This window comes from Haliscomenobacter sp., assembly GCF_040403615.1.
In the GTDB taxonomy this organism is placed as follows: Bacteria; Bacteroidota; Bacteroidia; order Chitinophagales; family Saprospiraceae; genus Haliscomenobacter.
The window spans coordinates 1-13918 of the sequence record NZ_JBBAKG010000132.1 but is presented as its reverse complement, the minus strand read 5'-3'; the positions used below and the strand labels follow the sequence as shown (position 1 = coordinate 13918).

Here is a 13918-nt window from a genome sequence, read left to right as displayed (position 1 = left end):
AGGAAGTCGAACGGTTCATTTCAAGTGAGCTTTCTATTCAAAAGCCTCTCAAAAATCGGGATGTAATTTTTTGCGTCATACTTAAAACCTAATAACCGTGGAGATGGACAAAATTGAGAACATCAGACTTTTGTTGGTAGATGATCATCAGGTGTTGATGGACGGCATCAAGGCGCTGCTTGAAAAAGCCGAAGGCATCAGTATTGTTCATGAGGCCCTCAACGGAAAATCCGCGCTCGAAACCCTTGAAAAGCATCAAGAGGAAATAGACCTGGTTTTGTTGGACATCAACATGCCCGACATGAATGGGTTTGAGGTATGTCAGGAAATCAAAAAACGTTTTCCCGACAAAAAAGTCCTGAGCTTGACCATGCACAGCGAAGCCGGATTCATCACCAAAATGGTCAAAGCCGGAGCGGATGGGTATGTCCTCAAGAATGCAGGCAAAGAGGAATTGGTCACAGCCATTCAAAGCATTCAGCAAGGTGAGAAATATTTCAGCAAAGCGGTAACCAACAGCCTTCTGGATGGCATGCAGTCCAAAAAGCCCTCCCGTTCACAATACATCCCCAAAATTACCCGCCGCGAAAAAGAAATCCTCCGCCTAATCATCGATGAATGCAATACCGACGAAATCGCCGCCCAATTGTTCATCAGCGACACAACGGTGATTTCGCACCGCAAAAGCTTGCTGCGGAAGCTGAATGTGAAAAACACAGCAGGGCTGGTAAGGGTGGCCTATGAGTTTAATTTGTTGGTAGAGGAGTAATTATTTTGATTCCATTTTTCTTACAATTCCAAACCGGGTCATACTTTTACATTTTAAAAAGACCACCACCTCATTATGCAATCTACTTTTCAAACCTACCTGGAACTGGGCTTTTCCCATATCGCTGATTTTGCAGGTTACGACCACATCCTGTTCATTGTCGTATTGTGCGCCATATACCGCATCCAGGAATGGCGCAAAGTGGCCATTTTGGTTTCAGCTTTTACTATAGGTCACTCTTTGACCCTGGGGCTGGCCGCCATGAATGTGGTACCTGTCAACACCAGGTTAGTTGAGTTTTTGATTCCCCTCACCATTTTTTTTACGGCAATATATAATGTGGTTTTTCACACATTTGACCGGAAAGAAATCCAATCCAGAACCTTCAATCGTAATATTAATGTCAATTATGCGTTTGCACTAATATTTGGGTTGATCCATGGCTTGGGTTTCTCCAACTTTTTCCGATCTTTGACTTTGCCTGGAAATGAAAGTGATTTTGTATTGCAGCTTTTAGCCTTCAACATCGGAGTCGAAATTGGTCAGTTGACCATCGTTGCAGCCATTCTATTGATTTCCTTCCTGGCATTCAATATTTTACGCATCAAACAAAGAGAATACAACTTATTCGTCTCTGGCGCAGCGGCGGGACTCTCTTTGATAATGATGTTGGAGAGGCTTCCTTTTAACTAAAGTTTTTGGCAAAAAAATGTCATTTTTCGATGAATGGTTGACATTTTTCAGAATTTGGTAGTATATTGCATATAATTGGTAAAAACATGGGTTTAAGCCAAAGTTGGAAACGCTTAACAAAGTTTGTTCTTATTCTTCCTATTCGATTTTACAAGGTTGCTATCTGGCCTTTGTTCAGACCGCACTGTGCTTACTCGCCAAGTTGTTCTGCTTATATGGTTGACGCCATCGAAAAGTGGGGCATTCGGGGAGTTTGGATGGGGTTGAAACGAATCGGCAGGTGCCATCCTTGGGGTGGGTTCGGAGTTGATCCGGTACCAGAAAACCGTAATTCCCAAAACCATTAGTTGTTTTGTTTTTTTAATAGGACACGTATGCTAAAAAGACCTAGACGTAATCGAAGAACCGCTGCCATTAGAAGCATGATCCGTGAAACACAGCTTTCCGTAGATCACCTCGTGCAGCCCCTTTTTCTGGTCAGCAAAGAAAACTCACGCGAACCAGTTAAAGCCTTACCGAACACTTACCGCCTTGGCATTCGCGAAACGCTCAAGGAAGTAGAGGATTCCCTGAATCTGGGCATCACCAACTTCATTTTGTTTCCGGTGGTGCCAGACCAGTACAAAGACAAATTCGCTACTTACGGCTATCATGAGGACAATTTCTATCTCAAGATCGCCGCTGAAGTGAAACGCCAATTCCCGGAAACTTGCCTGATCAGTGACATTGCCATGGATCCTTACAGTACCGATGGCCACGATGGCTTGGTACGCGATGGCAAAATCCTGAATGACGAAACACTTCCGATTCTTGCCAAAATGGCACTGGCACAAGCAGAAGCGGGCTTTGACCTGCTCGGCCCATCCGATATGATGGATGGCAGAGTAGGGTACATGCGCCAAGCATTGGATGCTGCGGGGTACACCGATACTGGCATTATGGCGTATACTGCCAAATATGCCAGTGCGTTCTACGGCCCGTTCCGCAACGCTTTGGATTCTGCTCCTCGTGGAGGAGACAAAAAAACCTACCAAATGGATCCGGCCAACCAAAGAGAGGCGCTGATTGAGGCCGCTTTGGACATCGAAGAAGGTGCCGATTTCATCATGGTTAAGCCTGCATTGAACTACCTGGATGTGATCAGTTTGTTGAAAAACAATACGGAAACTCCAGTTGCTGCCTATCACGTAAGCGGTGAGTGTGCCATGATCATCGCTGCTGCTGAAAAGGGCTGGCTCGATTTGGATCAGGCAGTACAGGAAACGCTGATGTGTTTGCGCCGTGCGGGATCAGATGTGATCATTACTTACTTTGCCAAACACTATGCCCGTTTGATGAAGTATGGCCATATTCCAGAGGAACGCAAAGAACCAAAGCCACATACCCGTGGCAAGTCTACCAAAATGCCTGCATTTGTGACCAACTACAAGATTTGAGTTGAAACTGTTGTAGTTGAAAAATAAAAGGGTCGGTTGCCATTACAGGTAACCGACCCTTTTATTTTTTTGTAAAATTGGTTGAACAAATAAAAAGACGGTCACTGAGCGAAGTCGAAGTGTCGTGTTTTTATTTGTTCATTTCTAATCTTTAAAAACTAGCCCGCTCCAACGAAAAACATGTCCTTGTCGTTAAACATCCTGTATAATTTTGCGTCTTTAGGAGTCATATCCTTGAAACTTCGTATCTTATGTCCGAAAATTGCGTCATACCATAAAGGCTCAGGTTGAACGACCCTTCGCCCGGCTCAGCATGCCTCATTGGTGTATCGCTTAGCATACTATTGAGAGAACAAAACTTATTTCCATGAGACTTTATTTACTTGTTTTAGGTTTCTTACTGCTTTTCTCTTCAAAAAGCAGCGCACAATTATTCTTCGGCATTGGTGCACAACACCAAACCTTTTCTTTTGGCCGCGATGGCAGTCAGGGTTTGCAAGGCGTCGATCAAGTCGTGAAATTAGCTGGAGGCGATTTGAACAAGGTTTTTCCCAAGCAAATCCGCTCCACCACGCTTGCGCCACAGGTTTTTATTGGCTGGCATTTTCCACAAGAAAACAACTATTACGTCCGGGCACAGATTGCCACTTCGCAAAATTTTGCCCAAACCTTCAAATTGCGGGGAAACGTGAACGTAGAAGGCAAAAATATTCCAATCCCCAATGCGATCTCGCTGGGCATTGAAATGGGGCGCAAATTCGACAACAACACCTTCTTGTTCGGTAGCATCATCTATGACGATGGCGTTCGGTTTTCGGACTACCTCTTATCACAAGGGACCAATTTGGATCGCGATGCCATCGACGCGCTGAACAACATCAGCTCGCGGGTAAATTTACTAAGCGGCGCGGGTAAAGGTTTGTTTCAGGTGGCGGTTGGCGGAGGGTACTGGTTGCCTTCACCCAGTTTTGATATCCGCGCCAGGGGATCCATCGGCGCTGCGGGCAAGGCCCTGATCCTGAACTTTGGCTTTTTTGTCGAACTTCACAAAAAGAAGAAAAAAAGCCTGGATTTGGAGAAACACCCAGAGTTGTGGTTTCGAGGGTAACACTGTTCGAGTGGGTGTTGGTTGACAATTGGGCGCTCCAAAACCCACCCGAACGCAAAGCCCGAAACTGTTGGTAAACCCCGCAAGGCCAACCCAGGTAATTGTTGAGTTAGTTTTGTTTCTTCTATCAACTCGGATTAATCGGAATAAAAACCCTCCTTCCTTACTTCGGATGCAAAAAGAACTGAATCCCTAAATCGATTCCAACGCGGGTAGTATTGCGCTCAAAATTATAGTTCAAATTGGGCGCCAATTCCAGCGCTAGATGGGGCGTCAAAAAACTGTTCAGCCCTCCACCAAAGCTTAAACTGGTACTGTTGACTTCAAAGTCTTGCTCGGCTAGTTTCCCGGTGGATCGAGCAAATTCATAGGCGCTACCGATGAACCATAGCTGATGTTGTGCCTTCGCAAAATAGTACCGTACTTGCGGTGCTATTCCAAAAGTGGTAAAGTTGAAGTTGTCATTCCCATTAGTGGCCAGGTTCAAACGGGTTCCTACAGCCAGGTGATCGGTAAAAAAGTAGAGTAAATTAGGCGCTAAATCAAAGTTCGACACATTAGAGGTGCCTTCCCGAGCGGATTGTATGCCAAATGCAAAGCCGGCATTGGTACCACCAATCATTACACTTCCACGTTGGATGCCTGACAAGGCTTCGCGGCGATTGGTTCGGAGGTCTTTATTGAGGTAAATGTTGAGTCGGCTAGACAAACTTACCCGTAGGTTTTTATCGATCTCAAAATCAGATCGCCGCAAGGCCAAATAAGTATCCCAACCCAGGCCTGGCGCTAAAAAGTGAGTCATACCAAGGCCCAAATTGGCGCCCACCGTACCAGGTGAGAGGCTCAAATCGAATTGGGCATTGGCAAAGAAATGATTGTTGTGTGCCTGCGGATTGAAATAATACCGTGCAAAAGGTGACAATGAAAAACCGCCGACGCCTGTCTCACCGGCGAGGGCGGCAGCGCCTATCGTCAGCCTGCTCCCGAGTAACCAGCGATCTGAAACAAAAAGGCCGAATTCTGGCGCAATGACAAGTCCCAGTAAGTCGTTATCGCTGCCAGCTTCTATCGATAACCCGGCTAGGCCATTAGCAAAACCTGGGATACTAAAACCGGGGCTACTGTTGCTTCCATAACCACTGGAATAAATAGTGCCACGCGTGAGTTGTGCCTGTACCAGCATTGGCCAAATCAACATACATATGAAACAAAGGCGAAGGAATGTTGTGTTCATAGCAGCGTTTATTATTTAAAGCAGCCATGAGAAAAATTAGTTCGTTTCTTTGTTAGAAAAATTTTTGAAATTAAAAATAAGCTATTGATGCAAATTGACAGCCTTGCTCCAACAGATAGAATAAATACAAAGGGTCGGCTACCACTGATTTCAATGGTAGTCGACCCTCAACTTCTTAACTCTTCAATTATCACTGCAGAATCACTTCTTTCTCTTCCACCATCTTACGGATGTTGATCAAAGCATAGCGCATGCGGCCCAAGGCAGTGTTGATGCTTACCCGAGTCAACTTGGCGATTTCCTTAAAACTCATATCGGCATAATGGCGCAAAATCACCACTTCGCGTTGCTCCGGTGGGAGCATATCGACCAGGTGGCGCACTTTGTCGTGCGTCTGGCTGCGGATGATGTTTTGTTCAGAGTTGAAATCCGGTGTCTGGAGAACATCGAAAATATCGAAAGTATCGGTAGGAGATACTTTTGGACGACGCTTGGTGCGACGGAAGTAATCCACACACATGTTGTAAGAGATGCGCATGGCCCACTGCAGGAATTTGCCTTCGTGGTTGTACTTACCCCGGCGCAAGGTATCAATGATCTTGATGAAAACTTCTTGAAAGATGTCTTCAGCGAGGCTTTGCTCCTTGACGAATAAGTAAATAGAGGTATAAATTTTTTGTTGATGGCGATTGAGCAATTCTTCGAACGCTCTTTCGTTTCCTTCCAAGTAGCAGGCAATGAGCTGCTGATCGTTTAGCTGTGTAACTTGCATAACTAAATAGTTTAAAGCAATGGGATTGATAATCCAGAAAAACTTTTAGTGTAGAAGTTTCAGCCGATAGCCTGCAATTTAGTGAAGTAATAATGTTTTGGAAGAAAATCTTTCGATGTTCCAAAGATAAACGCAATATTTTAAGGAAAAAACAGTTTAAGGGATTTTTTTTGAAATTAACCAAAAATTAACGGTTTGCTAGGGTTTCCCCTAACACATATCAGCAATAAAACCATCAATGTGTAAAACTTTTTGTGCGCCTTTTGCATTCCATTTATTGATCAACCCAACTTTTTGTATCTTGCGCATTCTAACTGCCGTTACATTATGAAGAAGAAGGCTACGCCTGAGGAGGTAATTACCGCCCCCAGCGCCGACAACTGGATTTACATCAAAGGTGCCCGCGGAAACAACCTGAAAAACATCGACCTGGCCATTCCCAAGAACCAGTTTGTGGTGGTGACGGGTGTTTCTGGATCAGGAAAGTCCTCGATTACGATGGATACCTTGTACGCAGAAGGGCAACGGCGTTATGTCGAAAGCCTGTCTTCCTATGCCCGGCAATTTTTGGGTCGCATGAAAAAGCCCGAGGTGGATTACATCAAAGGCATTTGTCCGGCCATTGCCATCGAACAAAAGGTCAGCACCACCAACGCCCGCTCAACGGTAGGTACCCTTACCGAAGTGTACGATTACCTGCGCCTGCTGTACGCCCGGGTGGGCAAAACGTATTCACCAATCTCCGGCGAGCAAGTCAAAAAGCACGAAGTTGCCGATGTAAGCGACTACATCCACAAGTTTGCAGCAGCAACCCGGGTGCAATTGTTCATACCGCTGCCCTATAAATACAAAGACCGCCTGCTGGAACAAGAACTCAAACTCTTGCTCCAAAAAGGTTATACCCGCCTTCGCAATGCAGGTGAACTGATGGACATTCAGGATTTTTTGGGCAGCGAGGTTCCCTTGCTCAAGAATAGAATTGAAGACATTCCAGTAGACACCTTATATATACTCATTGACCGTTTTGCGGTCAGCGACGAAGAGGACAACATGCGGCGCATTGCCGATTCCGTCCAAACTGCCTTTTACGAAAGTGAAGGTGAGTGCTGGGTAGAAGTGCTGGGTACAGCAGCCATGCAAGGCTTCAACAATCGCTTTGAAATGGACGGCTTGACCTTTATCGAGCCCAGCCCTCAGCTTTTTAATTTCAACAATCCCTTTGGGGCTTGCCCCAGTTGTGAGGGATTCAGCATGGTAATGGGGATTGATGAAGACAAAGTTGTACCCAACAAAACCCTGTCCATTTACGAAGGCGCCATTGCTTGTTGGAAAGGCGAAAAACTGGGTTCGTGGCTGGACGAAGTACTGGCCAATGCGCACAAGTTTGATTTTCCTGTACATAAACCTTACCAGGATTTGAGCAAGGAGCAGCGGAGCATGCTTTGGAAAGGCACCAGTGCTTTCGGGGGCATTTATGCCTTTTTTAAGGATTTGGAAGAAAAAGCCTACAAAGTGCAAAACCGGGTAATGCTGGCGCGGTACCGGGGGCGTACCCTGTGCTCTACCTGTGAAGGCGCTCGCTTGCGCAAAGAAGCCAGCTATGTAAAAGTGGGCGGAAGGGGAATCGGCGACCTGATCGATGAGCCAGTAGACGAACTTTTGCTCTTCTTTCAATCCATCGATCTTGGTGATTTTGACAAAAAAGTAGGCAACCGTCTTTTGCAGGAAATCACCTCTCGCCTGCAATACATGTGTGATCTGGGCTTGGGGTATTTGACCCTCAACCGCGTTTCGGCTACCCTCAGCGGGGGCGAAACCCAGCGGATCAACCTTACACGCCTCTTGGGCAGCAACCTGACCAGCTCCATGTATATCCTGGACGAACCCAGCGTTGGCCTCCATCCTCGGGATACCGATCGACTGGTGAAAGTACTCAAAACCCTGCGCGACCTGGGCAACACCGTAATTGTGGTGGAGCACGAGGAGGATTTGATTAAAAACTCGGATTACTTGATCGATATCGGCCCAGCGGCGGGCATTCATGGCGGAGAAGTGGTTTTTGCAGGCCCTTATACCGACATTTACAGCGATGCGGCCAATAGCCTCACTACCTTATACATGAGTGGTCGGATGGAAATTCCGGTGCCAACCTATCGCCGCAAAGCCAGCGATTTCATTTGGGTCAGAGGTGCCCGGCAAAACAATTTGCAAAATGTAGATGTGGCTTTTCCCTTGCATACGTTGACCGCTGTAAGTGGTGTATCCGGCTCGGGCAAGACTACCTTGGTCAAGCAAATTCTATATCCTGCGCTCAAAAAAGAACTGGGGGAAACATCGCCCAAAGCGCCGGGCTTGCACTCGTCTATCGAGGGCCCATTTCATAAAATCAAAGCGGTGGAGATGGTCAATCAAAGCCCCATCGGTAAATCATCGCGCTCCAATCCCGTGACTTACGTCAAGGCTTATGACGCCATTCGGGATTTGTTTACCAACCAGCAGTTGGCCAAAATCCGGGGATTCAAGCCCAAGCATTTTTCTTTCAATGTGGACGGCGGTCGTTGCGACGCCTGCAAAGGGGAGGGCGAGCAGATCATCGAAATGCAGTTCCTGGCCGATGTACGCCTGGAATGCGAAGTCTGCCACGGAAAACGCTTCAAAACCGAAGTGCTGGAAGTTGAATACCAAGGCAAGAACATCCATGAAGTGTTGGAAATGAGCATCGACGAGGCCATGGAGTTTTTTGCAGGCCATAAAGACATCATTTCCAAAATCAAACCCTTGCAGGATGTTGGTTTGGGATATGTACACATGGGGCAGTCTTCAAGTACCCTTTCAGGGGGCGAAGCCCAACGGGTAAAACTGGCTTCATTCCTAAATCAGGAGCACCACAACCAACACGTTCTTTTTATTTTTGACGAGCCTACTACCGGCCTGCACTTTCACGATATCCGCAAGTTGCTGGATGCCCTGAATGCCCTCGTAGAAAAAGGCCATACCGTGATCGTGGTAGAGCACAGCCTCGAAGTGATCAAATCGGCGGATTGGGTCATTGACCTGGGGCCAGATGGAGGAAAAGGGGGCGGAAGATTGGTTTATCAAGGGGTGCCAGAGGGGATGATCGAAGTAGCATCTTCCATCACCGGGCAATATTTACGCGAAAAATTGATAGGCAAATCTTCAGAAGTGTAATTTATTAAAAGTCACTACTTACTGTCTTTGTACTTAAATAGGTTTTACTGATAAGGAATGCTATATTTGAAGATACTTTCTATTCCTAACATCTTTAAAACACATTTCTATGAAGAACTTCTTCAACATCTTGTTGCTATGCGTTGGTGTACTTTTCGCAACCAACAGTTATGCGGTAATCTCTACAGCTTCAAATCCAAATGAAACGGAAACTCCAGGTGCTAAAATTGGCATCAACGACCTGAAAACGCTTTCGGTTAAAGAAATAGAAGCGAAAATTGGTCATGACCTTACCTGGAAGCAAAAGTTGGCCATTAAGGTGCTGAAAAACAAAGCCCAAAAAGCTGAAGAACACCCTGATAAACCTGCCATTCAAGGAAGTAGTTTTTTGGGATTTCTACTTGGATTTGTCTTGAGCCTGATTGGCGTTTTGATTACGTATATCGTGTTTAGTGGGGAGAAAAAGACCATTAGAGGCGCCTGGATCGGGTTTCTTTTGGGTATCCTGCTTTATGTGCTCATTCTTTAAAAATTAAACGATCAAGAAGGGAAACAGCATACCGTTTCCCTTCTTGATCGTAGATTGAATAAATCATTCAGTTTTTCCCGCCCGTTCCTTACCTTTGACCCCACAAAACAAAAAACCAAAGCCTGATGAAACTATTGCAGGACAAAGTTGCTCTGGTAACCGGGGGGTCACGCGGAATCGGAGCAGCAATTGTAAAAAGATTTGCTGAGCAAGGCGCCAATGTCGCCTTTACTTACCGCTCTTCTGCCGCTCAGGCCGAAGCCATTGTAGCGGAATTGGAAGCACTGGGAGTCAAAGCGAAAGCTTATGCTTCTGATGCTGGCTCATTCACCGAAGCAGAAGCCTTGATCAACAGTGTAGTTGCTGATTTCGGCAAACTCGATATTTTGGTCAACAACGCTGGGATTACCCAGGATACCCTCATGCTCCGCATGAGCGAAGAGCAATGGGACAAAGTCATTACCACCAACCTCAAGTCGGTTTTCAATTTGTCTAAATTTGCCTTGCGCCCTTTGATGAAAGCAGGCGGAGGCTCGATCATCAACATGAGCTCGATCGTGGGCATTACCGGTAATGCTGGACAGGCCAATTACGCCGCTTCCAAAGCGGGTATCATTGGTTTTAGCAAGTCTCTCGCCAAAGAGATGGGTTCAAGGGCCATTCGCTGCAACGTGGTTGCCCCCGGCTTTATCGAAACCGATATGACCGAGGCACTCGATGAGAAAACCCGCGATGCTTACCTGGCAAATATTCCGCTCAAGCGTTTTGGCAAGGCCAATGAGGTAGCTGATCTTTGCGTTTTCCTTGGCTCAGACTTATCTACCTATGTTTCAGGTCAAACCATTTCGGTTTGCGGTGCATTGCACACCTGATTTGAATAACGAATTTTTCGAATGACGATTGACGAATGATCGGTCACTGAGCGTAGCCGAAGTCGGTCACTGAGCGTAGCCGAAGTCGGTCACTGAGCGTAGCCGAAGTGCCGGCACTTCGGCTACGCTCAGTGACCGATCATTCTATAACCCCCTTCCTCTCATGCTGGATCAATCCTTTCTAGACCTCTTCATCACGGAGATCAAACGTCGCCTGTTTGAAGAATCTCAAGTGCGCCTTGAGCAGTGCTTGCATGAATTAAGCGAAGCCGATATTTGGTGGAGGCCCAATGAAAATTCCAACAGTGTAGGCAATCTGGTACTGCACCTCTGCGGCAATGCCCGGCAGTGGATTTTGGCAGGATTGGGTGGCGCAGCAGATTTGCGCCAGCGGCAAACTGAATTTGATGAACGAGGCCCAATGCCGCGCACCGAACTGATGGAACGCGTAAACCAATTGATGGTCGAAATAGATCAAGTCTTGAATCGCTTGACTCCAGCAGATATTGAAAGAAAAATTACGGTGCAAGGATTCAATGAAACCGGAATGAGTATCCTGATTCACGTCGTAGAGCATTTCTCTTACCACGTTGGTCAAATGGCATACATCGTTAAAGCAAGATTGGACAAGCAAACGAATTTTTACGGTGGAATAAACCTTGAAAACAAGGAATTGAGTGATGAGTTATGAATTTTTCCCATAATCGAAATTCTCCAAATTTACACAACTATTCTATACATTCTAATCTTTTGCTCTATTTACCAATGTTAACCCAAAATTAATTTTAAAAAAAACTCCTCTTTAGTTTGGAGAAATGGTTTTTTTTTTTTCAAATTTGTGAAAACAAAGTACAGCACAAATATAAATGTCTGTCAATTGTTTTTTCCTGTTTCATTCCCCATTGGGGATGCTGAAATTATGCATTAGAAACGCAACCTTTTACAATTTTCTTTTGAATTTACTTTACAACCAATGAGTTAGGTGTCTTTTGTCTGTGATAGGACTCAAGAACTCTATGCTTGTTGCTATTGGGATTTTTTGGACTACAATGAGCTATATCTTGTTGTAGGTGAAAATATATTGCTGTAATTATTTTGAACCAGAATTAAACCTATTGAAAGATGACCAAAACGACAACCCTCATAGCCCTCTTCGGGATATTGATCATGCAAGCATTGACCACTGTTGTGTATGCTCAGACAGCCAACCTGGAATCCCCTTCAAGTGAAGGCGTTTTATTAGGGCTTACCAACACATCCCATGAAACCAGCAAATTCGCCAAATCATCAAATTCAACCGCAATGCCAGGTACGCCTCTGGTGGTTCCCTGTGGTTTAGGATTTAGCTACAACACTCCAACATGTGCAGGATCATCGATCACCCTTTCTGTGGGAGGAGGTACGGGGTATTATTACAGTTGGAGTACGCATGCAACTACTCAAATTATCAGCGATATACCGAAATCAGATGGTAGTTCGGTCTATTCGGTAACGGTAACCAACAGTACAGGGACGTGTCAGGACATCCATACCACTGTACCAATCCAGATCATTCAGCCAACATACAGTATTACGGATATTCTGGCAAGCAACCAATTGGATTGTACAACAGGGAATATGACCTTCCAGATTCAAGTCTCTAACCCTGGCAATGTAGCTAATCTCCAATACAGCCTGGATGGAACAACTTGGCAATCCAGTAATTTGTTTCCCAACAAAAGCACCGATACCTACCAGGGCTATGTACGGGCAACTTCCAATTGTACAGTGACTTATCAAAAATTCATGGAAGAGTTTGAGCCCATCGAATTTGGAGAAATTGTCAAGAGCAATTTGGGCGATTGCGTTTTAGGAAACGTAGGTGTAAGTATCCAGACGACAGGAGGTAAAGTTGACGGATACCGCTATCGCCTCAATGGAGGAATTTGGGGAAATGTGCCATCATATACCGGTTTAACCTCAGGGAGTTACTATTTTGAAGCAGAACCAATAAATATATCCAGCGGGAGCTGCAGTCGATATATGGGTTTTACCATTGATGAAACCAATGGGGTCAGTTTAACTTCGCTTCAAAAAGAGCAAGAAACAGATTGCGTTTTAGCCAATGCTGCCATCACGGCTCTGAGCAACCAACCCGCTGCCGCCTCTGTAGAATACCGTCTCAATGCAGGAGCCTGGCAGAGCAGCAATCGATTTACGGGATTGTCTTCGGGGAATTATACCGTGGACATTCGTTCAACTGCGGGTTGTCCGGTAGCGGTAAGCACTTTAAGTACCACGGTCGCCGAGCGAATTTATCCCAAGCTCCAAAGCATTCAAGTATTGCGCGACCGGGATTGTACAACTGGCAATGTGCAATTAAATGCGGTATTGCAAGATGCCAGTATTGCGGCACGCTATCGTTTGAATGGTAGCACATGGACTACTACTCCCTCCTTTACAGGGCTTTCATCCGGTACTTTTACAATTGAAGTCAGCGCACCGGATGTCAGCACTTGCAGTTCCAGTTTGAGTGTCACGGTACAAGAACTTGGACAAGTCAGCATCACCTCTAACGCTGTCTACAACATCACTGATTGTGTACTGGGCAACATCACTATTGAAGCAAAACACAACGCCCTGACTAGTACTGGCCTACAATTTCGCATCAATGGCGGCACTTGGCAAAGCTCCAACTGGTTCAAAGGTTTGAGCGCGGGAACGTATACCATTGAAGGAAGGGTTGTCGGTGATGCTGGCTGTACTTTTGCCATCCCCGGTAATACGGTTACGGTTACTGAAGTTTCCGGACTAACCGTAGTGGACACCATTTTACTCAGCAATCATACCGATTGTACCATTGGCAATTCTCGGATTCAAATCAACCTAAAACAGGCCACTACCGCACAATATCGATTGGTGGGTGTAAGCAATTGGCAAAGTTCCAATATTTTCACCAATCGAAGTACTGGACGCTACATCATCGAAGTACGACCCACCAATGCCGCCTGTACCGAACGAGACACCGTAGATATAGATGAGAAAACGGCAGTAATTGGCGATTTGGCGGTTACAGGGCTTACCGACTGTTTTCATGGTAACCTTCGGGTTGAAATTCCTGTTACAGGTACGCCGCTTAGCCAACCCTTCCAATACCGTTTGGCTGGTTATTCAACACCCAGTGCCTGGCAGAACGGCAATGTATTTGCCAATTTTCCGGGATTCAATTACAACCGCGTTGAAGTGAAAACCAGTAGTGGTTGTATTTTTTCAAAAAGCGCAGACTTTTTTGAAACCGAATCTATTGCTGTAGATATTTCAGGATTGACTTATCTAT

The 13918-nt window shown here is 45.7% G+C and carries 12 protein-coding genes; 10 read left to right on the top strand and 2 right to left on the bottom strand.

The window, feature by feature from the left end; all coding sequences use genetic code 11:
- The first annotated feature begins 103 nt into the window (after nt 1-103).
- From ABW391_RS25750 to ABW391_RS25730, 5 genes are all read left to right on the top strand, one after another.
- Nucleotides 104-769: a response regulator gene (locus ABW391_RS25750; protein WP_353484781.1), complete on the top strand. Its 666-nt coding sequence runs from the start codon at nt 104-106 to the stop codon at nt 767-769.
- Nucleotides 770-844: 75 nt separating this feature from the next.
- Complete coding sequence (locus tag ABW391_RS25745) at nt 845-1462, top strand: HupE/UreJ family protein (protein ID WP_353484780.1); 618 nt, start codon at nt 845-847, stop codon at nt 1460-1462.
- An 86-nt stretch (nt 1463-1548) separates the two neighbouring features.
- On the top strand, nt 1549-1809 hold the full coding sequence (gene yidD / locus ABW391_RS25740; RefSeq protein WP_353484779.1) for a membrane protein insertion efficiency factor YidD: 261 nt from the start codon (nt 1549-1551) through the stop codon (nt 1807-1809).
- Between the two features lie 27 nt (nt 1810-1836).
- Complete coding sequence (gene hemB / locus ABW391_RS25735) at nt 1837-2898, top strand: porphobilinogen synthase (protein ID WP_353484778.1); 1062 nt, start codon at nt 1837-1839, stop codon at nt 2896-2898.
- 367 nt (nt 2899-3265) lie between these two features.
- Complete coding sequence (locus ABW391_RS25730) at nt 3266-4006, top strand: hypothetical protein (RefSeq protein ID WP_353484777.1); 741 nt, start codon at nt 3266-3268, stop codon at nt 4004-4006.
- Between the two features lie 163 nt (nt 4007-4169).
- Here the strand turns inward: ABW391_RS25730 and ABW391_RS25725 are convergent, their stop codons facing one another.
- Nucleotides 4170-5240, bottom strand: a complete 1071-nt coding sequence (locus tag ABW391_RS25725) for a putative outer membrane beta-barrel protein (protein ID WP_353484776.1) — start codon at nt 5238-5240, stop codon at nt 4170-4172.
- Nucleotides 5241-5430: 190 nt separating this feature from the next.
- Nucleotides 5431-6012, bottom strand: a complete 582-nt coding sequence (locus ABW391_RS25720) for an RNA polymerase sigma factor (protein ID WP_353484775.1) — start codon at nt 6010-6012, stop codon at nt 5431-5433.
- A 327-nt stretch (nt 6013-6339) separates the two neighbouring features.
- On the opposite strand from ABW391_RS25720, the gene uvrA reads away from it, so the two are divergent.
- The 5 genes from uvrA to ABW391_RS25695 all read left to right on the top strand — a co-directional run.
- Nucleotides 6340-9201 (top strand): excinuclease ABC subunit UvrA, encoded by a 2862-nt coding sequence (gene uvrA / locus ABW391_RS25715; RefSeq protein ID WP_353484774.1) that lies wholly within the window; start codon nt 6340-6342, stop codon nt 9199-9201.
- Nucleotides 9202-9310: 109 nt separating this feature from the next.
- Nucleotides 9311-9730, top strand: coding sequence for a hypothetical protein (locus ABW391_RS25710; RefSeq protein WP_353484773.1), 420 nt, complete (start codon nt 9311-9313; stop codon nt 9728-9730).
- 125 nt (nt 9731-9855) lie between these two features.
- Nucleotides 9856-10602, top strand: coding sequence for a 3-oxoacyl-[acyl-carrier-protein] reductase (fabG, locus tag ABW391_RS25705; protein WP_353484772.1), 747 nt, complete (start codon nt 9856-9858; stop codon nt 10600-10602).
- A gap of 163 nt (nt 10603-10765) precedes the next feature.
- The gene (locus tag ABW391_RS25700; RefSeq protein WP_353484771.1) at nt 10766-11293 is read left to right on the top strand and encodes a DinB family protein; all 528 of its coding nucleotides are present in this window, start codon (nt 10766-10768) and stop codon (nt 11291-11293) included.
- Between the two features lie 431 nt (nt 11294-11724).
- On the top strand, nt 11725-13918 hold a 2194-nt coding region (locus ABW391_RS25695), incomplete at its 3' end, for a hypothetical protein (protein ID WP_353484770.1).

Coding starts and splice junctions, on each gene's coding strand:
- hemB (WP_353484778.1), top strand. CDS start 1,837: ATGCTAAAAAGACCTAGACGTAATCGAAGAACCGCTGCCATTAGAAGC.
- ABW391_RS25710 (WP_353484773.1), top strand. CDS start 9,311: ATGAAGAACTTCTTCAACATCTTGTTGCTATGCGTTGGTGTACTTTTC.
- ABW391_RS25725 (WP_353484776.1), bottom strand. CDS start 5,240: ATGAACACAACATTCCTTCGCCTTTGTTTCATATGTATGTTGATTTGG.
- ABW391_RS25750 (WP_353484781.1), top strand. CDS start 104: ATGGACAAAATTGAGAACATCAGACTTTTGTTGGTAGATGATCATCAG.
- ABW391_RS25745 (WP_353484780.1), top strand. CDS start 845: ATGCAATCTACTTTTCAAACCTACCTGGAACTGGGCTTTTCCCATATC.
- yidD (WP_353484779.1), top strand. CDS start 1,549: ATGGGTTTAAGCCAAAGTTGGAAACGCTTAACAAAGTTTGTTCTTATT.
- ABW391_RS25730 (WP_353484777.1), top strand. CDS start 3,266: ATGAGACTTTATTTACTTGTTTTAGGTTTCTTACTGCTTTTCTCTTCA.
- ABW391_RS25720 (WP_353484775.1), bottom strand. CDS start 6,012: ATGCAAGTTACACAGCTAAACGATCAGCAGCTCATTGCCTGCTACTTG.
- fabG (WP_353484772.1), top strand. CDS start 9,856: ATGAAACTATTGCAGGACAAAGTTGCTCTGGTAACCGGGGGGTCACGC.
- ABW391_RS25700 (WP_353484771.1), top strand. CDS start 10,766: ATGCTGGATCAATCCTTTCTAGACCTCTTCATCACGGAGATCAAACGT.
- uvrA (WP_353484774.1), top strand. CDS start 6,340: ATGAAGAAGAAGGCTACGCCTGAGGAGGTAATTACCGCCCCCAGCGCC.